This window comes from Flavobacterium pisciphilum (genome assembly GCF_020905345.1).
Lineage (GTDB): Bacteria > Bacteroidota > Bacteroidia > Flavobacteriales > Flavobacteriaceae > Flavobacterium > Flavobacterium pisciphilum.
This window is the reverse complement of sequence record NZ_JAJJMO010000001.1, coordinates 2,673,042-2,694,845: the sequence shown is the minus strand read 5'-3', so window position 1 is coordinate 2,694,845 and position 21,804 is coordinate 2,673,042. Positions and strand designations below refer to the sequence as shown.

Annotated in this window: 26 protein-coding genes and 1 tRNA gene; 16 read left to right on the top strand and 11 right to left on the bottom strand. The window is 31.3% G+C overall.

Features of this window, described 5'->3' with window-relative positions:
* Positions 1-5: 5 nt before the first annotated feature.
* Positions 6-299, bottom strand: a complete 294-nt coding sequence (locus LNQ49_RS11375) for a hypothetical protein (RefSeq protein ID WP_229988945.1) — start codon at positions 297-299, stop codon at positions 6-8.
* Positions 300-429: 130 nt separating this feature from the next.
* Between LNQ49_RS11375 and LNQ49_RS11370 the strand changes: the two genes are divergently transcribed.
* Both LNQ49_RS11370 and LNQ49_RS11365 read left to right on the top strand, forming a co-directional pair.
* Positions 430-1,014, top strand: a complete 585-nt coding sequence (locus LNQ49_RS11370; RefSeq protein ID WP_229988944.1) for an RNA polymerase sigma factor — start codon at positions 430-432, stop codon at positions 1,012-1,014.
* A gap of 2 nt (positions 1,015-1,016) precedes the next feature.
* Positions 1,017-1,748 carry a tetratricopeptide repeat protein gene (locus LNQ49_RS11365; protein WP_229988943.1) on the top strand — a complete coding sequence of 244 codons (732 nt, stop codon included), beginning with the start codon at positions 1,017-1,019 and terminating at the stop codon, positions 1,746-1,748.
* A gap of 76 nt (positions 1,749-1,824) precedes the next feature.
* Here LNQ49_RS11365 and LNQ49_RS11360 read toward each other — a convergent pair whose 3' ends face one another.
* The 3 genes from LNQ49_RS11360 to LNQ49_RS11350 form a co-directional block, all read right to left on the bottom strand.
* Complete coding sequence (locus tag LNQ49_RS11360) at positions 1,825-2,226, bottom strand: DoxX family protein (protein ID WP_229988942.1); 402 nt, start codon at positions 2,224-2,226, stop codon at positions 1,825-1,827.
* Between the two features lie 18 nt (positions 2,227-2,244).
* On the bottom strand, positions 2,245-2,865 hold the full coding sequence (locus LNQ49_RS11355; protein WP_229988941.1) for a hypothetical protein: 621 nt from the start codon (positions 2,863-2,865) through the stop codon (positions 2,245-2,247).
* A gap of 66 nt (positions 2,866-2,931) precedes the next feature.
* Positions 2,932-3,531 (bottom strand): Crp/Fnr family transcriptional regulator, encoded by a 600-nt coding sequence (locus tag LNQ49_RS11350; protein WP_229988940.1) that lies wholly within the window; start codon positions 3,529-3,531, stop codon positions 2,932-2,934.
* Between the two features lie 226 nt (positions 3,532-3,757).
* Between LNQ49_RS11350 and LNQ49_RS11345 the strand changes: the two genes are divergently transcribed.
* From LNQ49_RS11345 to LNQ49_RS11330, 4 genes are all read left to right on the top strand, one after another.
* Positions 3,758-5,410, top strand: coding sequence for a S41 family peptidase (locus tag LNQ49_RS11345; protein ID WP_229988939.1), 1,653 nt, complete (start codon positions 3,758-3,760; stop codon positions 5,408-5,410).
* A 155-nt stretch (positions 5,411-5,565) separates the two neighbouring features.
* Positions 5,566-6,345 (top strand): TatD family hydrolase, encoded by a 780-nt coding sequence (locus tag LNQ49_RS11340; RefSeq protein ID WP_229988938.1) that lies wholly within the window; start codon positions 5,566-5,568, stop codon positions 6,343-6,345.
* Between the two features lie 65 nt (positions 6,346-6,410).
* Positions 6,411-7,547, top strand: coding sequence for a 1-acyl-sn-glycerol-3-phosphate acyltransferase (locus LNQ49_RS11335; protein ID WP_229988937.1), 1,137 nt, complete (start codon positions 6,411-6,413; stop codon positions 7,545-7,547).
* On the top strand, positions 7,537-8,568 hold the full coding sequence (locus LNQ49_RS11330) for an asparaginase (RefSeq protein WP_229988936.1): 1,032 nt from the start codon (positions 7,537-7,539) through the stop codon (positions 8,566-8,568). The genes LNQ49_RS11335 and LNQ49_RS11330 overlap by 11 nt, the downstream gene beginning before the upstream one ends.
* A gap of 71 nt (positions 8,569-8,639) precedes the next feature.
* Here LNQ49_RS11330 and LNQ49_RS11325 read toward each other — a convergent pair whose 3' ends face one another.
* On the bottom strand, positions 8,640-9,872 hold the full coding sequence (locus tag LNQ49_RS11325; protein ID WP_229988935.1) for an MFS transporter: 1,233 nt from the start codon (positions 9,870-9,872) through the stop codon (positions 8,640-8,642).
* A gap of 91 nt (positions 9,873-9,963) precedes the next feature.
* Between LNQ49_RS11325 and LNQ49_RS11320 the strand changes: the two genes are divergently transcribed.
* Positions 9,964-10,836: a LysR substrate-binding domain-containing protein gene (locus LNQ49_RS11320; RefSeq protein WP_229988934.1), complete on the top strand. Its 873-nt coding sequence runs from the start codon at positions 9,964-9,966 to the stop codon at positions 10,834-10,836.
* Between the two features lie 59 nt (positions 10,837-10,895).
* Positions 10,896-10,980: transfer RNA gene (locus tag LNQ49_RS11315), tRNA-Ser, on the top strand.
* A 77-nt stretch (positions 10,981-11,057) separates the two neighbouring features.
* Here the strand turns inward: LNQ49_RS11315 and LNQ49_RS11310 are convergent.
* Positions 11,058-11,639 (bottom strand): hypothetical protein, encoded by a 582-nt coding sequence (locus LNQ49_RS11310; RefSeq protein WP_229988932.1) that lies wholly within the window; start codon positions 11,637-11,639, stop codon positions 11,058-11,060.
* A 265-nt stretch (positions 11,640-11,904) separates the two neighbouring features.
* On the opposite strand from LNQ49_RS11310, the gene LNQ49_RS11305 reads away from it, so the two are divergent.
* The 7 genes from LNQ49_RS11305 to LNQ49_RS11275 all read left to right on the top strand — a co-directional run bounded on the left by LNQ49_RS11305 (position 11,905) and on the right by LNQ49_RS11275 (position 17,405).
* Positions 11,905-12,342 (top strand): hypothetical protein, encoded by a 438-nt coding sequence (locus LNQ49_RS11305; protein WP_229988931.1) that lies wholly within the window; start codon positions 11,905-11,907, stop codon positions 12,340-12,342.
* 246 nt (positions 12,343-12,588) lie between these two features.
* Complete coding sequence (locus LNQ49_RS11300; protein ID WP_229988930.1) at positions 12,589-13,215, top strand: hypothetical protein; 627 nt, start codon at positions 12,589-12,591, stop codon at positions 13,213-13,215.
* Positions 13,216-13,372: 157 nt separating this feature from the next.
* Positions 13,373-14,368: a phosphotransferase gene (locus LNQ49_RS11295; RefSeq protein ID WP_229988929.1), complete on the top strand. Its 996-nt coding sequence runs from the start codon at positions 13,373-13,375 to the stop codon at positions 14,366-14,368.
* A 160-nt stretch (positions 14,369-14,528) separates the two neighbouring features.
* Complete coding sequence (locus LNQ49_RS11290) at positions 14,529-15,131, top strand: hypothetical protein (protein ID WP_229988928.1); 603 nt, start codon at positions 14,529-14,531, stop codon at positions 15,129-15,131.
* 164 nt (positions 15,132-15,295) lie between these two features.
* Complete coding sequence (locus tag LNQ49_RS11285; protein WP_229988927.1) at positions 15,296-15,976, top strand: hypothetical protein; 681 nt, start codon at positions 15,296-15,298, stop codon at positions 15,974-15,976.
* A 197-nt stretch (positions 15,977-16,173) separates the two neighbouring features.
* A complete protein-coding gene (locus LNQ49_RS11280) occupies positions 16,174-16,704 on the top strand; it encodes a DUF4303 domain-containing protein (RefSeq protein ID WP_229988925.1) in 531 nt (176 codons plus the stop codon).
* A gap of 335 nt (positions 16,705-17,039) precedes the next feature.
* Complete coding sequence (locus tag LNQ49_RS11275; protein ID WP_229988923.1) at positions 17,040-17,405, top strand: lipocalin family protein; 366 nt, start codon at positions 17,040-17,042, stop codon at positions 17,403-17,405.
* 93 nt (positions 17,406-17,498) lie between these two features.
* Here the strand turns inward: LNQ49_RS11275 and LNQ49_RS11270 are convergent, their stop codons facing one another.
* The 5 genes from LNQ49_RS11270 to LNQ49_RS11250 form a co-directional block, all read right to left on the bottom strand.
* Positions 17,499-18,119 (bottom strand): hypothetical protein, encoded by a 621-nt coding sequence (locus LNQ49_RS11270; RefSeq protein ID WP_229988921.1) that lies wholly within the window; start codon positions 18,117-18,119, stop codon positions 17,499-17,501.
* Between the two features lie 8 nt (positions 18,120-18,127).
* Positions 18,128-18,634 carry a GNAT family N-acetyltransferase gene (locus LNQ49_RS11265; protein ID WP_229988920.1) on the bottom strand — a complete coding sequence of 169 codons (507 nt, stop codon included), beginning with the start codon at positions 18,632-18,634 and terminating at the stop codon, positions 18,128-18,130.
* 80 nt (positions 18,635-18,714) lie between these two features.
* A complete protein-coding gene (locus LNQ49_RS11260) occupies positions 18,715-19,674 on the bottom strand; it encodes a nitrilase family protein (protein ID WP_229988919.1) in 960 nt (319 codons plus the stop codon).
* A 72-nt stretch (positions 19,675-19,746) separates the two neighbouring features.
* On the bottom strand, positions 19,747-20,574 hold the full coding sequence (locus tag LNQ49_RS11255) for a helix-turn-helix domain-containing protein (RefSeq protein WP_229988918.1): 828 nt from the start codon (positions 20,572-20,574) through the stop codon (positions 19,747-19,749).
* Positions 20,575-20,594: 20 nt separating this feature from the next.
* Entirely contained in the window at positions 20,595-21,137 is a 543-nt protein-coding gene (locus LNQ49_RS11250) for a cysteine hydrolase family protein (protein WP_229988917.1), read from the bottom strand.
* Between the two features lie 302 nt (positions 21,138-21,439).
* Here LNQ49_RS11250 and LNQ49_RS11245 point away from each other — a divergent pair, with 302 nt between their 5' ends.
* On the top strand, positions 21,440-21,802 hold the full coding sequence (locus tag LNQ49_RS11245) for an S-adenosylmethionine decarboxylase family protein (RefSeq protein WP_229988916.1): 363 nt from the start codon (positions 21,440-21,442) through the stop codon (positions 21,800-21,802).
* The last annotated feature ends 2 nt before the right edge of the window (positions 21,803-21,804 follow it).

Sequence of the window (21,804 nt, the reverse complement as noted above, 5' to 3'; positions counted from 1 at the left end):
TATTTCTAAAGACATTTTTCTTCAAAGAGATTGCCATCTTCATCTAAGGCTACAAGAATGTTTTTTTTCTTTGATAGCGTGATGATTTGATACATCCAAACAATTGACCAAAGCCCAAGTGTAGTGCAAGTAAAAAAGAGGTGTAAAGGATGATTGATTTCTTTTTTTTCTTTGGATAAAACCACATAAGGTAATTTTTCATTATGCTCTACAATCACAAAACCATTTCGTATTTTGGTAGAAAGCATTTTATGAAATTGATCCAGATTTTTTTCGTTTACAAATTGATAACTCTCCATTTCTCTTAATTTTAATTGGTTTTAAAAGATGCCTGTTTTTTGTATATCAATCTGATTTTATAATTGTTACCCCCTTATTTGAAATTTGTTTTTAGATTTTTTTTACTTTAGCTAATTAAAAAATCATTTTATGAGCCAATCCAAAATCCACCCAGATCAAATGTATATCGAAGGGCTTGCTGCAAATGATTCGGCTGTAATTCAATCGATCTATAAAAAGTTTGTTCCCAAAGTGGTTTCATTTATAATGAATAATTCTGGAGACAAGGATCAGGCGCAAGATGTGGTTCAGGAAATAATGATTTTATTATTTAATCAAGCCAAAGCCAAGTCGCTAGAGTTAACTTGCCCTTTTGATGCTTACTTCTTTTTGTTATGCAAAAGGAAATGGTTAAATGAATTGAAAAAAACATCAAATAAAGGGGTAACAATTAATGAAGATGTAGCATCTATGAATGAATCTGCACATGAGTTGGTTGATCAAACAGAAGCGTTTGAAGAAAAACAACACCTTTTTGATACGATGTTTCAAAAGCTTGGAGATAAATGTCAAGAATTATTAAAGCTGAGCTTTACAATTAAATCGATGGAGGAAGTGGCTGCAAAAATGAATGTGACTTATGGTTATGTTCGTAAAAAGAAATCGCTATGCATCGGTCAATTAACAGAGTGGATTCAGGAAACGAAAAATTTTAAAACTCTAAAAAACAAGTAGCCATGAACGAAGAACGCCATATATTATTCGATCAATATCTTCAGGGAGAAATGACTGCTGAGGAAAGAAATGGTTTTGAAAAACAGTTGTCTGAAGATCCAGAATTTGCTTCTTCATTTGAGACTTTCAAAAATGTAAACCTTCATTTAGAAACCAAATTTGGATATGAGCAAGAGAGAGCTGCTTTTAAGAAAAACTTGAGACATATTTCTGATGCTCATTTTGATAAAAAGCATAAAAAGAATAAAGCGGTATCTTTAAAACCTTGGTATTATGCAGTAGCAGCCTCAGTAGCTGTGTTAATAGGGTTGTTCTTTTTTAATTATGATATAAATCCTGTTTTTGAGGACTTTAATCATCCAGAGCAGGCCTCTTTTACTGAAAGAGGAGATACAAATGTAACTTTAAAAGAAGCCGAAGTAGCATTTAATGCTAGAAAATATAAAGAAGCAATTCCGCTTTTTGAAGAAATTCTTAAAGAAACCAAAACACCCGAAATTCAATATTTTTATGGCGTTTCCTTGTTGGAAGATAATCAGCTTAAGAAGGCTGAAATGGTTTTTAACGAATTAAAATCGGGAGCACCAGTGTATAAAGATAAAGCGCTGTGGAACCTTGCACTATTGAAACTAAAACAGAAAGACTATACTGCCTGTAAAGGAATCTTAGAAACTATTTCTCAAGATTATGAAGGGTATGATGATGTTCAGGAACTGCTGAACGAATTGGATTAAGATAAAAATACAGCTGAAGTTTATACAGCTGTATTTTTTATGCGATTTAGGATTGAAACATCTCAGTCTTTAGAAATCAGTCCCATTTGCTTTTAGAAGATAGAGCTATTTTTCCTGCACCAGTAAAGTAAATTCCAATTGCACCAAATAAATAAATCCCCAATAGTTCTAATGCCCAACCACCATTTTCATTTAATTGGAAAATAAAAGCAGTTTGAGTTAAAAAAATTGCTGTTAGGCAATTGATTGAAAAAAATACAGCTGCCAAGCGGGTTCTAAATCCGATTATCATAAGCAAAGGAGCGATAATTTCTCCAACATAAACTCCGTAGCTCAAAAAGATAGGTAAACCTTTGTCTTCAAGTACATTTTGAATAAAGGATATTCCATTAAATAATTTACTTATCCCGTATATAAACATTGGAAAAGCAATAGTTATACGAAGAATTAATAGGCCGATGTTTTGATTTTTTTTCATTGTAAAAGTTGTTAAAGATTAATTGTTGAATTTTATAAATAGACCAGCATTTTTTAAGGTTTTTGTGCTGTTGTGAAATTGATCGAGGTTGAGGGCTAGTCCATAAGTCATTTTTTGTTGGGACATTCCAAATCGAAACCATTGAAACCCTCGTTGGTATTCATGTTTATTGATGTTGGCAACCGCTACTGCTTTGATGTAAAGTTGTATTTTATCAGTAAGTTGGGGAGTGTATTGTATGTTGAGCGATTGCTCCACAGTATACCCAGCTTGGTATGTTGTACCCAATAGATAAATCAGAGAAAAATCAGTTCTAATAAGTTGGAATTGTGCAGATGCATGTGTGAATTTCCCTGGATTCTTTACACCCATAGCGGCGTTGAAAACTATATAATCGGATAGCTTGTAAGAAAGGGTATTTCGGATAAAGAAAATATTGTCTTTATCATTGTTGTAATCTGTGTCAAATAACGTCAGGTTACTTAACTTGAAATAATCGTTGAAGGAATAACTGGCATTATGTGTATAGTTAACAGATCGATCCCCAGTGATGAATTCAGGTTGATATGCTATTTTTTGAGCACCAACAATATAACTGCATAAAAGAGCAATGAAAATTAAAGGAAAGGAATAAGCCATCTGGTTTTGATTATAAATTATAAGAGCAAAACTAGAGGAGAGTATGAAGATAAAACTTAAGGTAACTTAAGAAATGCTTTTTCGATGTTTATTGCGCAAATAACTCAAGAATTCGGGAGTAATACCCAAATAAGAAGCTACCATATATTGTGGAACACGTTGTTCCATTTCGCGATATTGAGTTAGGAAATTTTGATAACGCTCATAAGCATCTTCACTCATGTTTTCAATAGTGCGCTCTTGTAGGGCGATATAAGCAGCTTGAATTTTTAAACGAAAAAAGGTAGAGAGTCCAGGGATTTGCTCATATAGTACTTCGAGTGATCGGTTGTTTATTTGTAAAACAACACTAGCTTCAATAGCTTGAACATACATACGTGACGGTTTCTCAGTTAGGAAGCTATATAAATCATTGATCCACCAATTTTCAATACCCAGTTGTAGGGTGTGTTCTTGACTGTTTTTGTCAAGATAATAAGATCGCATAGTTCCCTTTGCAATAAAACGTAAATGTCTAGAGACTTGTCCGGGTTCAAGAAGGTTTTCTTTTTTCTTTAATTTAACAAGTTCCAAGTGGTTTGATAATAGTATTTTATCTTTTTCGGTTAGCGGAATTACTTCTTCTAAATGGAGAATAAATGTTGAAATATGGCGATCAGATATCACTAAAATAGTCTTTAAATTGAATTGCTAAAAGTAAGTAATTTATCAAGGAGTATCAACTGTACTCATTCAGAACCTGAGGAAACGCTACATGAAATAATCAACTTCTAGTTCTTCTTGATTAGATATGTGGATTATCGAAATTTTGTCTCTTTTTTTGTGCTAAAATTACCGAAATTAAATTTTAATATTTACATTCGATTAACCAAAAAAACAACCATTAAATTAAATGAAAAAAATTACCGTATTATTACTTTTTGTTTCTTCCCAGATTTTATTAGCAAATGCAAAAATTACAGAAACAGAAAAACTTGTAGCCACATGCAAAGTGTGGGGTTTCTTAAAATACTATCATCCCAAAGTAGCCAAAGGTGATTTTAATTGGGACAATCAATTAATTGAAGTGCTGCCAAAGATTGATAAAGCACAAACAAAAGAAGAGTTTTCGTTAGTAATAGAAAAGTGGATTGATTCTTTAGGAGAAGTGCCATCGATAGTGCCAATCACTCCTGCAGTAGATATTGAGTATTTTGATAAAAACTTCGATTTATCATGGATTAATACTAATAAACTGTTTTCAAAAAAACTTTCAAAAAAGCTAAAATTTATTGAGACAAATAGATTTCAGGGGAGTCAGTTTTATATTGATGGAGCAGAACATGTAGGGAATGTTTCTTTGAAAAATGAAAGTTATTTAAATCCAGATTTCAATGATAAAAATTCCAAACTTAGAATGTTGTTTATGTATTGGAATCTAATTGAATACTTTTTTCCTTATAAATATCAAATGGATCAGAAATGGGAAGTAGTTTTAGAAAAAGCTCTACCTAATGTCATTAATGCAAAAGATAGTAGTAGTTTTTTTACTGAAATTAAGAAGGTGGTGAGCAGGCTAGATGATAGCCATGTTGAATTTATTGCATATCAATTTTCGGGAAGTAAAACTTATTTTCCTGCTGACGGTAAGATAATTGATGAGAAAATAGTCGTTACAGAAATCTTAGGGGATAGTTTAGCACAAGCAGATGATATAAAAATAGGAGATTTAATTACGAAAGTAGATAATAAAACTATTAAAGAGTATATAGACGAGAATAGGGATTTAATTTGTGCATCGAATGATGCGTCGTATTTAGATAAATTGACAAAGATAATTTTAATGAAGAATTCCGAAACTGTTAAAGTTGAGTTTTTAAAAGACGGTAAGTACACAACAAAAACAATGACTTGGTTTGATTATCATGATTCTCATAGAAATGAATTTAAAAAAGGTGCTCGAAAAAAGAAAGAAAAATTTAAGGTTCTAGAGAATAATATTGGTTATGTCGATATGGGAGTTATAAAAACTAGACATATTCCTGAAATGATTGAAATGCTCAAATCTACAAAAGCCATCGTTTTTGATATGAGAAATTATCCGAATGGTACTTTTAGGGAAATTTCAAATTTTTTGAATCCACAGGAAAAGCAATTTGCAATATATACTCGTCCAGATTTGAGTTATCCAGGTAGGTTTAAATGGAGCGAAGGAACTTCGAGTGGTCTTGAAAACAAAGATAACTACAAAGGAAAAGTAATTGTATTGCTTAACGAAAAATCTGTCAGTCAGTCAGAATGGACAGCAATGTGTTTTCAAACAGCAGGTAATACGACTATCATTGGGAGCCAAACAGCAGGTGCCGATGGGAATGTGAGTCATTTTGATTTCAAAGGATTTCATACCATGTTTTCAGGAATCGGAGTTTATTATCCTGATAAACGCCAAACACAAAGAATAGGAATTGTTCCAGATATAGAAGTTAAGCCTACAATTTTAGGTATTCAGCAAGGAAAAGATGAGGTTCTTGATCGCGCTTTGTTGTTTATTGGAACAGGAAAATAGACTTAGATTTTCCGTTATCAGAAAGGCAATATTTTATCTAAAGCAATGATAAGTAAATAGTAAAGCGACAATTTTTGTCGCTTTTTTTAGTAATTGTAATCAAATTGGGAAAGTTTTTATTATTGTCGTAATTTTGGGCTTTTAAAATTATAAAATTGAATCCAAATACAATTATTACCGATACGCATACCCATTTATACTCAGAAGAATTTGATCAAGATCGTGATCAGATGATTCAAAGAGCAATCGATGCGGGTGTTTCTCGTTTTTTTATTCCTGCAATCGATGCTGCTTCTACACAACCCATGTATGATTTGGAGCAAAAATATCCAGACAATGTTTTTCTAATGATGGGGTTGCACCCTACTTACGTAAAAGATAATTATTTAGACGAGCTAAAGCATGTAGAAACGGAATTGGCTAAACGAAAATTTTATGCAGTTGGAGAAATCGGAATTGATTTGTATTGGGATAAAACACATCTTAAAGAGCAACAAATTGCTTTTAGAACCCAAATTCAATGGGCAAAACAATATAAACTGCCAATTGTAATTCATTGCCGTGATGCCTTTGATGAAATTTTTGAAATCTTGGAAGAAGAAAAATCAGATGATTTGTTTGGGATTTTTCATTGCTTTACAGGGACTCATGAACAAGCATTACAAGCATTATCCTATAATATGAAACTTGGAATAGGCGGTGTGGTAACATTTAAAAATGGAAAAATTGATCAATTTCTTAGTCAAATTGATTTAAAACATATAGTGTTAGAGACAGATTCTCCTTATCTAGCACCAATTCCTTTTCGTGGAAAACGAAACGAAAGTAGTTATTTGGTGAACGTTGTGGCAAAATTAGCCGACATATATGATGTTTCAGAAGAAGAGATAGCGACAATAACAACCCAAAATTCAAAAGACGTTTTTGGGATTTAACTTAGAACATATGATACTTTAATTTTTTTTTTGTTCATTTGTCCACTTAAATATAGATATTAATAATGCAGAAATTTGATGCAATTCGACCGTTTTATGATTCAGAAGTAAATGAAGCCCTTCATGGTGTGGCAAATCATCCGATGATGAAAGCCATGATGAATTTTTCATTTCCAGAGTTAGAAGACGAAGTTTGGAAGGAACAATTGAAGAGAACTCACTCTATTCGTGATTTTCAATGCAATTTTATTTATCAGACAATTCAGAAAGTTCTTGAAAGAAGCTCAGAAGGATTAACTACTTCGGGATTTGAGAAACTTGAAAAAAACACTTCTTATTTATTTGTTTCTAATCATAGAGACATACTTTTAGATACCACATTATTAAATGTTTGCTTATTCGAACATGGTTTAGTAATGACAGCTTCAGCAATTGGAGACAACTTAGTTAAGAAATCTTTCTTAAATATATTGGCTAAATTAAACCGTAATTTCTTGGTTCTTCGTGGGCTTTCACCTCGTGAAATGTTACAAAGTTCAAAGTTGTTATCAGAGTATATCGGACATTTATTGTTTCGTGAGAACCGTTCGGTTTGGATTGCACAACGTGAAGGAAGAACCAAAGATGGCAATGATGCTACAAATCCTGGGGTTTTAAAGATGTTAGGAATGGGATCGGATGAAGCTAACTTGATGGATTATTTCAAGAAAATGAAAATAGTTCCAGTTTCTATTTCGTATGAATATGATCCGACAGATGCATTAAAAATGCCACAATTAATGGCAGAAGCCAATAATGAGATTTACATTAAAGAAAAAAATGAAGATTTCATGACCATTTTAAGTGGTATCATGGGAACTAAAAAAAGAATACACATTTCTGTTGGGGATGTTTTGGATAAAGAAATTGACCAAATTTCTGCAGAAAATGACAATGCTAATAAACAGATTCAAGCATTGGCGCAAGTTATAGATGATTCGATATTGAAGAACTACAAATTGTGGCCAACGAATTATATTGCGTACGATATTTTAAATAAGACAGATAAGTTTTCACATTTGTATAAAGAAAGCGAAAAATCGTTATTCGAAAGACGTTTAGAAATGCGTATCGGTAGTGATAATCCAATTGCAGTACAAGGAATTTTGTCAATGTATGCAAATCCAGTTGTCAATAAATTAAAATACCAAGATGCCATCTAAAGCCAAAATACTTTTAATCTATACTGGTGGAACTATCGGTATGAGTAAAGATTTTGAGACTGGAGCGCTCAAAGCCTTCAACTTTAGCAAGTTATTGCAAAAAATCCCTGAGTTGAAACAATTGGATTGTGAAATCGAAACGGTTTCTTATGACAATCCTATTGATTCATCAAATATGAATCCAGATAAATGGACTGAAATTGCCACTATCATTGAAGAGAATTACATTTCTTTTGATGGATTTGTGGTTTTGCACGGTTCGGATACGATGTCTTATTCAGCATCAGCATTGAGCTTTATGCTCGAAAATTTAGCAAAACCAGTAATTTTTACAGGATCGCAATTGCCAATTGGAGATTTGCGAACAGATGCTAAAGAAAATCTAATTACAGCGATTCAGATTGCTTCACTTCAGGAAGATGGAAAACCTGTTATTAATGAAGTTTGTTTGTACTTTGAATACAAACTGTACCGTGGTAATAGAACTTCAAAAGTAAATGCAGAACACTTTAAAGCTTTTACAGCTCCTAATTATCCTGAATTAGTAGAATCTGGAGTTCATTTAAAATTAAATAGACACCTGTTTCTTCCCATAAAAACGGATGCTAAACTGATTGTCCACAAAGAACTAGACAATCATGTTGCTATCATAAAAATGTTTCCTGGAATGAGCGAAATTGTTTTTGCAGGAATACTTGCAATTCCAGGCTTAAAAGGAATTGTGTTGGAAACTTATGGTTCAGGAAATGCACCAACAGAAGACTGGTTTTTGAATGCTATTAAAAAAGCAATTCAATCAGGTATTCATATCGTAAATGTAACACAATGTTCAGGTGGAAGTGTGAATATGGGACAATACGAAACGAGTACTGAACTTAAACAACTTGGTATTGTCTCTGGAAAAGACATTACAACCGAAGCTGCAATTACGAAACTAATGTATTTGTTGGGACATGGAATTGAAGCAAAAAATTTCAAAACTATCTTTGAAACCTCTTTACGAGGTGAGATTTCGCTTTAATTTAAATTCAATCCTATAAAAACGATTAAGCGAATGTAAGTTTTACTAATCCCTTATAGGATTGGGAATAACTACGATTTATAGCGTACAGTACAGGTTTCTATTTCTTCGGAAACCTTGTGATTTCGGTAATATACATACACAATAACCGAAACGATACAGATTACACCTTGTATTGCAACAGTGTGGCGTACTCCGAGAGTATGTGAAACATATCCAATTATCAAACTTCCGACAGGAATCATTCCTTGATAAGCCATAAGATAATAGCTAATGCTTCTTGAACGCATATTAACGGTGCTTTGGGTTTGGATGTATATGTTTATTGATGAGGTTTGAGCCATCATTCCAACACCGCTTAATCCCATACAGATAAGAGCTATTGTTAGGCTGTTAGAATATGCCAAAATAATAATGCTAAACCCCATTAAGATACTGGCTGCAATCATTATTTTATTCATGTTTTTTGCTGTTTTTAAATTGGCAAGATATATTGCAGATAGAATAGAACCAATACCGGCAGCGCTTTCAAACCAGCTAAAAGTTTCAGCATTACCGCTAAAAATATCTTTTGCAAAAACAGGCATCAAGGTGTTGAAAGAAATAACAAACAAGCTGCTACACATTAACATCAAAAGCATTCTTGCCATTTCTCTTTCTTTTCTTACATAATCCCAGCCTTCAATAAAGTCTTCAAGCATTTTAAGTTTATCAGTTGCTTTAATGTGAGGCGTAATCTTCATCATCAATAAAGAAATTAAAACGGGAATATAACTCAAAAAGTTTCCAATAAAACAGATGTCTTCGCCATACTGATGCAAAATAATACCTGCCAATGCAGGACCCGCAATTCGAGCAAAATTATTCAGGGTAGAGTTTAGCGCAACAGCATTTGGTAAATCTTCTTTATTGTCTACAATATCAATCATCATTGTTTGTCTGCAGGTCATATCAAATGCATTTATAATCCCTTGCAAAAGACTCAATGCCAAAATAAAATTGATGTTGTATATTTTTAGGTAAATAAGCAAAGCCAATGTACCTGCTTGTAACATTGCCAAAGATTGCAAAATAATAATACTACGATGTCTATCATAACGACCAATAATACTTCCAGCCAAAGGAGCTAGAAACAATGAGGGAATCATGCTTAAAAAAGTAGTTAATCCTAATAAAAATACTGAACCTGTTATGCTATAAACCATCCAACTCACGGCTGTTTTTTGTAACCACGTACCAATTACCGACACTGATTGTCCGTAAAAGAATAATTTGAAGTTTTTTGATTTTAAAGCCTTAAACATAATGCTGAATATTTTTTTACAAAGTTCGGGATTATGATTTCATTAGAAAAATTAATAATTTTACTGATAATAAGTAGTAAAACTTATCAATATGGAAATCTATCAATTGCAATATTTTATTAAAACAGCAGAAGTACTTCACTTTACAAAAGCTGCTGAGTTGTGCTTTGTAACCCAATCGGGATTGTCACAACAAATAAAAAAACTCGAGGAAGAACTCGGAATGCCTTTGTTTATTAGGATTGGGAAAAAAGTCCAACTCACCGAAGCAGGATCGGTTTTCTTGATTCATGCCAAACAAGTGATAGAAAGTGTGCAGAGTAGCAAGCAGGCAATTGATGATTTAAATGAAATGATTGGTGGCGAATTACGAATAGGAGTAACTTATATTTTTGGACTTTTGGTTTTGCCGATTGTCAATTTATTTGCTAGAACCTATCCGAATTTAAAAATTGTAGTTGAATATGGTACTACTGAACCAATGCAAAAGAAATTACTGAATAATGAGTTGGATTTGGTTTTGTTAATTTCATCCAATGAAATAGAAGAGCCATTCCATAAGGTTCCTTTGTTTACTTCTAATTTGGTTATGGCTGTTTCTAACTCGCATGAACTGGCAACCTTAGACACAATTGCTTTTAAAGAAATAGAAAAACTACCGCTTATTTTACCTGCAAAAGGATTTAATTCTAGAGAATTTTTGGATGAGTTGTTTATAAAGAACAATATGAAACCCCGAGTTTCTATAGAGCTAAATGCGATTCATGCACTATTCCGATTGGTCGAAGGAGGTTATTGGGCAACAATAGTTACCGAAAAAGCCCTGAAAGGCTGGGATAATCTTAAAGCAATTCAGATAACAGGAGTGGCGACCAAAAGAGATTCGTTTATGCTAACCATAGGCGGTGCCTATCAAAAAAAGGCAGTAAAACTTTTTGTAGAGGAATTTAGGAAAAGTATGTAAGGATTAGTTGATTTTATTTCATTAGTTCAGTTTTTTTCGTGTTATTTGCAATCCTAATTAGAGAGGTGGCCGAGTGGCTGAAGGCGCACGCTTGGAAAGCGTGTTTATGGCAACATAACGTGGGTTCGAATCCCATCCTCTCTGCAAAATAAAAACCGCAATTTCATATAATATGAAATTGCGGTTTTTATTTTAATTACTGAGTGTGTGAGTAGAAAATTCTACTCTTTTTTGATTTCATTTATAATTTTTGCGTTTTCTCTATTGGAGTAAATTTGACTTGTAAAGTTTTGTTTAATTTTTAAAAGTGGATTGTCGATTGCATACTTTACAGTATATTCAATACTTAGAATTTTATTTTTGTTTTTAGAATATTCTTCAGTTTCGTTTTTCCAAGCTTCAAGATTAGTTTTTTTCTTTATCCAATTATCTCTTTCGTCTTTAAAATCATAATTTTCATAACTTTTACCTGCTTGAGTATTTAGAGATATTAATTCTTGAATCGAAGTGATCAGTGTGTCAATTTGTTTTATTGCATAATCATAAGTGATGATGTTTTTTTCTTCTTCTGCTCCTTTGTAAGTCTCTAAGAGTTTACTATGAAGATATTTTATGCTGTCAGAAGCTTTTATCTCTTTTGTTTTGGTAATCGATTCGATTTTAAAGTTTAATTCTTCTGGAGTAGTTTTTAAGGCTTCTTGTAATTCTTTTGCTTTGAATTCTGTAAACATTTTTTCTTCTTTGTTTTTTCCGCAAGAAATAATTGCTAAACTAAAAAGGAATAAAATTGAAGTTCTTTTCATGGTAATTTTTAAATATATTTATAATAGTTTTAAGAGTTGTTCTGTGTTTTTTATCAATGTTTTTTTGAGATCTACATATAATTTGAAGGTTGAGTACAATAGAAAATAAATTTTGCGTGGCTTGTAATGAATTATGTTAGGCAAATCTATTAATTAAAGAAATTTCGTAACTACGGATTTCCGTAATGGTTGTTTATATGTAGATGAAAGTTTTGCTTCTGAAAAAAATCTATATTAGCAAGTAAGAAATTTTATAGTAATCTTTATGAATGAAGAGTCATATAACGAACAAATAGAGAATTGGTTAAAAATAGGATTGAGCCAATCTCCTGATAAAATCTCAGAAACTTTTTATTTTGATAAAAGAGATAATCAATTCTTTTCTATTTTAATTACTGACTATTTTCTTTTTGATGAAGGATTTAAGATTAATAAAAATACTTCTTCTAATTATTCAGATGTCAATTTGAAGCTATTAATAGATAGATTAAAACGAATAGAAAATGATTCTAATTCTATTATTGTCTTACCAAGATTTGGTGAAATAATTGAAGAAGATCTGATTTCGAAAATGGATTCATTTCTTAATTTAAATGCAATCAATTTAGAAAGTGTATCTCTTTGGGAAGTTGAAGAATTGGGAGACATAACGATTGATTTGACCAATAAAAAGAAGAAACACTGGTGGCAATTTTGGAAATAAACGATTAGATTTGAAAGAAAAACTAACGCAAGAAATTAGAAAAGAACTTAATGAGATATAATGCTAGCGCCTAACAGCCGTTTGTAGCGATTGGTGTTTTAGGCTGAATTTAAGGATGGTTTTGTGCTTTGAAAATTAGTGTTCAACCGAAAAATAAATCTTAATTTATTCCACAACCGCTACAAGCGCCAGGATGTTAGCGGATATTTTAGAGAAAATCAGAAATAAAAGAAAATCAAATAAATAATGAAAAAGATATTTTTAATATTACTAGTTTCTTTATCATTTACCAATTGTAAAAAAATCAAGAATGAAACTAAATTTGATTCTTCTAAAATTAAAGACATTAATGAAATTGTTAAAACAGTGATTATAGAAGATAGTCTGAATGTTTTAATAAATGGAAAAGGAACAAAAATGTTTTGCGAAGAATTAATCAAACTTGACATTTATATTCCTGAAAAAACAAAAGACAACGAACCAATTCCTCCTCCACCTCCACCATCTTTCAATGCTATTTCAATTGAAGATTTATTGTGTTCAAAAATAGGAAATGAAATATTTTTTACTTCTAGAGATTCATTGTATTTACTTCAACAAAATTCGAATCCACAAACACTGAAAATTGAAAAAGAAGTTGTTGAGAAAATTAATTCAACAACTAAAGAAAAAGAAATAAATAAAAAGAAATTAGGTGAATCGTATAATTTCTATGAGATGACAATACCAGTTTTTTCTTCTGACAATCAGAAAGCTTATTTAGAATTAAATCATTATTGTGACGGATTATGTGGAAGTGGAAAATCTATATTTCTAAAAAAAATTAATGGAAAGTGGAAAATAATAGACAAATGGAGAACGTGGATAAGTTAAAAAAAACATCCGTTTGTCGTGATTGGGGCTTTAGGCTTAATTTGAAGTTGGTTTTGTACTTGGAAAACTTGTGCATAATGGAAAAAACTCGCATCTTTAATCCCAAACCTCTTGTAGCGCCAAGACGTTAGCCACAATTATAAAAAATCCGTATTAAATGACAACTTTTCCAGTAAGTGCTTCAACATTATCCGAAACAGAATTAGGTGATTTTATCAAAAGAAAATATGAGCTGACAGAAGATTTTAATTGCAAATTATTTAGAACGGGAGTAAATCACACTTATTTTATTTCGAACAACGAAACTAAATTCGTTTTTAGAGTTTACTGTTATAAATGGCGAACAAAAATTGAAATTGAGCAAGAATTAGAGTTATTAAATTTACTCAAAAAAAAATCACTTTCTGTTTCATATCCAATTTCAGATACAAATGGAAACTTCATTCAAGAAATTAATGCTCCCGAAGGAATTCGATATGGAGTACTTTTTTCATTTGCTAAAGGCGAAAAAATGCGTTTTATGTCTAATGAAACTTGTTATTCTATTGGATCTGTAATGGCTAAAATTCATAATGTCACCGAAAATAAAAAAATCGACAGAGTAAATTACGATACTGAAATTCTATTATATGAATCTTATAATCATTTAAAGCCATTTTTTTCAGAAGAATTAGACGAAATGAAATTTTTAAAAGAAATTAGTGATAAAATTCCAAAAAAAATTAATGAAAGTAATTTATTAGAAATTAAAAGAGGAATAGTCCATTTAGATATTTGGTACGATAATTTGAGCGTAAATAATGAAAATGAAATCACTATTTTTGACTTTGATAATTGCGGAAATGGTTTATTAATTTTAGATGTTGGTTATTTTTGTAAACAATTATTTTTCATAGAATCTGACAAAAGTGAATATGAATTAAAAACTAAAAATTTTCTAAACGGTTACCAAAAAATAAGGCATTTATCAGAAAAAGAAATTGAATTAATTCCAGAAGTTGGAGCATCAATTTTTGTGTTTTATCTTGGTGTACAAGCACAAAGATTTGATTGGTCTAACATCTTTTTTACCGAAAACTATCTTAAAATGTTTGTTGGAAGAATTAGAACTTGGATGGAATATTATGAAAATAAAAGAAATAACTGTGGCTAGCAGCGGTTTTGCAATAGTGCGGGATTTTCGCAAGTTTTAAGATTTTAGATTTTCCGAAGTTAATTTTATAATAGAAAGATTTGGCATTTTAAGCCACACCATCGCAAAGCGCCAAAACATTAGTGGTAATTATACTAACGACACACAACAAACAGACGAAATGAAAAAAATCATAATAATTTCATCCTTAACAATCTTTACAAATTTTACATTTGGACAAAATAAGTTAGTTAAGGATATAGACAATGATGGTAAAAATGATACTGTTTTTATTGATGTTGAAAAATCGACAATCGTTTGTAATTTATCAACATTAAATTATAAATCTGTATCAAGTAAACCAATCGAAATTTTAAACGAATCTTCTAGAGTTTTAAAAACAAAAAATGGATTTGCGTTTTTCAATGACTGGATGCGTGCTGGCTACAAAAATCAATTTAGATATAATTCCAAAACAAAAAAAATACAATTAATTGGAATGAGTAGGTATGAGTTTGGAAATGCTGCAAATGACGGAAGTGGAGAATCAAGTGTAAATTTATTGACTGGAGATTATATTGGAAATTGGAACTATTTCGACCATTTAGCAAACAATGAAGAAGGTGAGTTAGTTAAAATACCAACTATAAAGTCAAAAATGAAATTTAAAATTATTAATATAGAAGACTTTTCAGATGAAATCTATTTTAACTACGCTGAAAAGTGTGCCGAATTATATAATAAACAGAAGAAAATCAGAATGAAAAAAAATAAGTACCGCTAACATCAGCTTGGCAAAATGGCGGGTTTAGTGTAAAGTTCAACAGTTGTTCTTCGGTTCCACTTCAGTGCAGAATTGAAGATTTGTGCTTCGATTTTCGCTACTTTGCGAAGTTGAAAAACGTTAGCAGTAATACGTACACCGACTAAAACAACTAGAAGTAACAAATGGAAGTAAATAATTTTTATACAGATATAATCAATAGTGTAAAAGAAATTTTTTCTTTTCTTCAATCAGAATTTCATTTTTCTGAATTTGAACATCAACAACTTGCATATGAAATACATCTAGTTGCTAAAAATGAATTTGTTACAATCGACATATGGTTTGAAGCAACTCCATCAACCCCAATTTGGGCGAAAATAAATGATTATTATATTGACAATCTTGAATTAAAAAACCAAGTAATTGAAGACTACAAAACGGAATTGCAAGAAAATTATGATTATTTATTCAAGCAATATTTAAAGACTAACAAGAATACTTTTTTGGACAAGATATCAAAAAAATATATGATAAATGGACAACGTATAAACGATAAATATTTAAAGGAAATAAGTAATATAATACAAAGACACAGCAATATATTATCTGGCGATATTGAACTTTTAAAGTCAAATACAGACATAATAATCAACAACAATAAGTTAATAAAAGATAATGAACGAATTGAAGCGGGAATTTACACAATAGAATACCAGTATTTTTCTAAAGGCGAATATGATATGTATGAAGAATTTAAGAAAATAAGTGAAATAAAATCATACCTATCCGAGCGACCTGAAATTAAAGTATATCGAGTACTTGATTGCTATATGAATGAAATAGATTTACAATTACTAGAATAAAAGTACTACCGCTAACAAGGGTTTTGCGTCAGGCGGGCTGATTGCAAAATTCAACAGTAGTTTTTCAATTGAACTTTAGTAATAATATCAGCTTTTATGCTTTGATTTTCCACCCGAACACAAAGCCCCAAACCGCTAGCTGTAAACATTGACAATCATACTGCTAATAAATGACCTGAATGAAATATTAAAAAAATATGGACAAAATAGAAATAAAGAAACAACTTTTGGAGTTTACAATAAACGCTGTTGAAAGCTTTTTGAATGAACATTCAAGTCTTGAATTTTATTCATTTGCCTACAACTGTAATGCGGAATATGCAGAAATTAATTTGTGTTTTAACACAGAAGCTGAATTTGAAAAAACACTGAAACATTATCAGACAGGCGAATTTTCTAAATATTATAAATCAGACGAAGAGATCAATGATTTAAAATTTAATACAGGAGATTGGGAATACCAATGTTTTGAAACATTAAATGTTTTGACAGACGAGGAATTAACCAAAATATTTTATGACTTTCCAGAAGACGATTATAAATCGTGGAAAGAGTTTGTTGAAAATTTATTAGAAGTCTTTTGCGAAGTGTTGTTAGATTTTTCAAAAACTGAAACATTTAAAAAAACTCCAAAAACAGACAACTTTTTTGCATTTTGTATTGACCACGATGAAGATTTTGAAAATGCAATTAAAAGATTAGAAAAAGTGAAAAAGAAATATGCCTGACAGTCAACAAAGGTTTCGCAATAGTGAGGCGAAAGTGTAAAGTTCAACAGTTGTAATTCTATTGAAATTTAGTGTAAAACGAACAGAATAGCTTCGATTTACCCACCATCGCAAAGCCGCAAACTGTTAGATAAAAATGGAACAGTTTTTAAATATTATGAATAAGCAAATTATAGTTATATGCTTTTTCGTTATGTTGCTTTCCTGTGCTAAAAAGACAGAAGTGAAGCCTTTTCCTTTTGATGATTTTATTTTTTCTTCAGGTGGTTTGCATCATATTGTCTCAATTAACTGAAAAACATGTAATTTTAATCATCAATTATAAAAACAACAAGATGAAAAAAATTATAGTATTTGTTTTCTTAGCTGTTGGATTCTCTATGAATGCACAGACTTCTAAAGAACTTTTAGGGAAATGGCAACTCGTGAAATGGGTGCAAAATGGGAAGGAAAAAGACATTAATGCCTATTTTAAAACCGATCAAGTGTTTCAAGTTTTTCTGGATGGAGGTCATTTTGAAAGTGTCAATGGTGACGAGGTACATAAGGCAAAATGGAAACTATCTAAGGACAATAGTGAGCTTACAATAACCTCAGCAATCATTCCAGTAAAATTCCATATTGATTCTTTTGACGCTCAAAAGCGTGTTATGACTTACGAACAATTAGGAACATTTGAATATAAAAAAGTAGCGAATTAATCTTGTAAACGGAATAGTTAGTCTACGTATAAAACAAAACCCTTGTGAAATTTACTCACAAGGGTTTTGTTTTTAGATAGTTGTACTACGGATTTATCCTAGGTCAATTTTTTCGAAGTTAGGCATAAAGGCAAGCAAATCTGTAAATAAGAGCTTGTTGTCTTTCGTTTTGTAGCTCCAATTTATAAACTGAAAATAATGAGAACGATCATTATTGCCTAAAGTACTTCGGTTATCCAAGAGGTCTTTGTAGTTTTTGCTATCTAACCAATTGAAGATATCGGTTAGAGTTCGGCCTTCTTGTTTTATAAATGCAGCCAATTCTGGAATGAGTGATTTTGTCTCTTCAGAAATTTGGATGTTTATTCCATATCTTGATTCAAATTTAGGAATGCTATACTTGTCTAAATCAGTTATGTATTTAGGATTTAGTTTTAGTTGTTCCTCAATATTGCTTTTTTCTTCAGCAGAAATTTGTTTTAAGAATGAGCTAGAGCAAAAGTCAGCCCCCACTTGTTTTTTAAATTTTGAATTAAAAAGGCGCTTTAATATTACCAAAGGTGCATCGAGAGTTCCAATCTTATTTTTTGGAATAGCTCCAACAAATGAATGGTACTCTTCAAATTCAATTGGAATAAATTTCTCAATCCTATGTATGCCTTTGGAATAGGATTTAACCCATTGTCCAACTTTAAAATCGTTGTGTGTGTTCATGTCAGAATCTATAATTTAATCTCAAACAAACTAAAAGAACCTTCTTTGTAATGCTCAGGTAATTCGCTTGTCCATTCGATAACGCTAACACCTTTAAAATCAAATCCACAACTCATATAGTATTTGTTTATTCTTTCGTTTCCGCTATGTGTGTCGAGTCTTATGTATAATTTTCCATTTTCTTTGGCATATATTTTCACCCATTCTATGATTTTTTTGACATAAGATTGACCTCTAAATTTTGGATTTGTGGCAATACGATGCAGGTAGACAGCAGGATCTGCACTAGCTTCTTTCCAAATAATTAAATCATTAAAAGTAAGAACAAATGTACAGGCAACTTCCCCTTCTTCTTTGATTACAAAATGACGGTCTTCGGCGATTTCTTTTTCTATTAAGGCTCTTTCAAAACCTCTCCAACTTTTATTATTAACTGTTTTTTGGTACGATGTGGCTTCATTATAAATATCGAAAACGGCATCGATATCTTCATTTGTAGTTTTAAAAAATTCCATTGTAATGTTTATTCTGTAGATTAATCAATTCCTCAAAGATAAATCTTTTTAGTAGCTTAAAATCTGTAGCATTGTTAGTTTTAACTTTTTTCATCAGTGTTTAACCAAACTACATTTTGTTCCGATTTGTGGTCTTGCCCAATGATATCTCGGTATAAATCTGGTCTTCTAGCTTTTATGTATCGATTTCCCCCAGCCTGAATGCATTTTTCGGGAGTAATTATTGCTGTTGCAAAAGAGTCATCAAAAGTTCGGCATTCGGCAATTACATCTCCAAACGGGTCAACAATCATAGAACAACCATTTTTTAGTTGATCGTCGTCCATACCAATTGGGTTAGAGAAAATGGCATAAATAGCATTGTCATAAGCTCTAGCTGGTAACCATTTCATCAGCCAGTCACGTCCTTTCATTCCGTCAAATTCTAATCGTAGTGAAGTTGGGTCAGCTTCGCGGTTCTCCCAAAGTTGAGGTGCAACAAAGCCTGCACCAGGTCGGGTAGAAGGGGTACACATGGTTACATGTGGCATAAAAATAATGTCAGCACCTAAAAGAGTTGTTGCACGAACATTCTCGATAATGTTATTGTCGTAGCAAATTAAGATTCCGCATTTCCAACCATTGATTTCAAAGATGCAATAGCTATCTCCGGGTGTTAAGTTTGGATTTATAAACGGATGTAACTTTCGGTATTTTGCAACCAAGCCATTTTTGTCAACACAAACATAAGCTTTGAACAGATTATCGTTCTCGTCTTTTTCAAAAAGTCCTGCCAATATAACTATATTGTTGTTTTTGGCTATTTTTATTAGTTTTAAGACGCTTTCTCCGTTGGGAATGACTTCTGCTAGGTTTAGCATTTGTTCTTTTGATAAATGCCTTGCAAATGTATATCCTGTAATGGAGCATTCATGAAATGCAATTACATCACAACCTTCGCTGGATGCTTTTTGTGAAAGTTTTTCAATTACAGATAAATTATAAATTTTATCGCCACTTTTATTCTCAAACTGAGCTGTAGCTATTTTTAGATTTTTCATGTTAGATGCTATTTGTTATTCAGACAAAAATAGCGTGCATGATAATTTACAAATTGTATAAAACCGACATTTCTAAAATGTCTTTGCAGGAATCGTTTTGATGAAGTTGTTGGTTAGTTTCCCAGCATTATGCAAATACTCCTTAGGAGTCATTCCAGTATGTTTTTTAAATTCTCGGATAAGATGTGATTGGTCTGAAAATCCAGCATCGTACGAAATAGTGGTAAGACTAGTATCTTCGGTTTTGTTTTTAAGTAACTTCAAGAACCCATGAATCTTTACAATATTACCAAACTTCTTAGGGTTTAATCCCACACACTCCGTAAATTTTCTTTCGATATGTCTTTCGGTATAACCCGTATAATCAACCAATTGTTTGAGCGAAAATTGTCCTTTGGTTTTTAGGATAAAATCTAATGAAGCAGTGGCGATTAACTGATTTGAGATAGGTTTTTTTGCTTCAAGTGTTTTAAAGAAATGATTTAAAAGACTCAATTTATTCTGAATGGTATGTTGTTCTGATAATTTTTCTTGGAGCTCGATTCCTTCCTGACCAAAAACAGTATCGATAGAGATAATAGTATCGCGCAATTCGCTACTGGTGATTCCTAATAATTGGTTTATGCCGTTGGGTTGAAAAACAACAATTACAATAGCCATTTCGTTGCCAGAGTAAATATCTTTAAAACCATTTAATTGACCATATAAAAACGAAGTTGGCAGGTAGTTTTGTGCTTCATAATTGCTAAAACCAGAAATGAGTTTGCTTTTTAAAGAGAATACAACACCAGTATTACCATCAGAAAACAAACGCAGTTTTTGAGCATCACTACCTTTGTTCTCTAAAAAAAGGTAATGTTTGATATATGGCGATAATTCTTTTGGCGGTAAAACTTGCATAGTTCTAAAATCAGGATTACTTAATCAAAGATTGAATTAATAATTACAGCTCCTTTGCTCTCTAAATCGAGTAGTGTTTCTTGCTTTCTATGTTGAACATCATCACCAGTTCCGATGTATTCTGTTGCTAATGCAACTTTGTAACCTTTATGAAGTGCGTCAATTGCAGTTTCTTTTATGCAATATTCAGCTAGAAAACCACAAAGTATAATTTTTTTTATGTTGTTGATTTTTAATAAGTTTTCGAATTCCTCTGAGCTAAAGCAACTATGTTGCATTTTGGGAATTAACTTTGTACTGTCGTCAAAATCAATGTCAATTTCATGACCAGTCGTGCCTTCAATGCACATTGATAGCCCGATTCCGAATTGGTCTTTTTGATAATTTGAAAAGATAATTACAAATCTATCTTTGTCTATAAGCTTCGTTAATTGGTTTATTCTAGCTTTGACTTCAGTTATATTACGAATGGCGGGATGTCTTTTTGCGTAAGCTCCGTTGCTATCCGTAAAATCTTTTTGAGGGTCAATAATTACTATTAATTCTTCGGATGTTAATTTCATAACATTGTTTTTAATCTACTTTTTTGTTTTGAATCGTGAAGAATCAATTATTGCAAAATTAACTATATTTTTTGGATTGTAGATTTTTGTATGATCGTAAAATTATCTGTCTATTGTAATGTTTAATATGGTAAACATTTCAGTAATTCTTTATGAAGAGATTTATTTAGGCAAAGCTATTCGTCAATAATGGCTGGTAAAAATGATTATTTAAAATAATTGGATTAGAAATTCAAATCATATCCTTCTTGTTAAAATTATCCAAAAAATATTATACATTTGGAGCGTATATAACTATTTTAATGAATTTACCTCCTTATTCGCCAGGTTTACACAAGCTGGTTACTCTACACGTCGATAAAATTCAAAAATTAATGGATAGTAAAGGTTTTGTTGCTGTTACTAATTCAATTTTGGAAACTTATCAACTTGAAAAAGTAGGTGTTATTGTTCATGATTTTGAAAATGATAGCTTTACTATTTCGTTTTGTTTAAAAGAATCACATATTTGTATACATACTTGGCCAGAATATAATCAATTAACTTTAGATGTTTATTTATGTAATTATCAACAAGATAATTCTCAAAAAGTAAGACAAGTTATGGATGATTATATAACTTATTTTGAAGGAACAATTATAAAAGATTTTGAAATTAATCGTTAGTA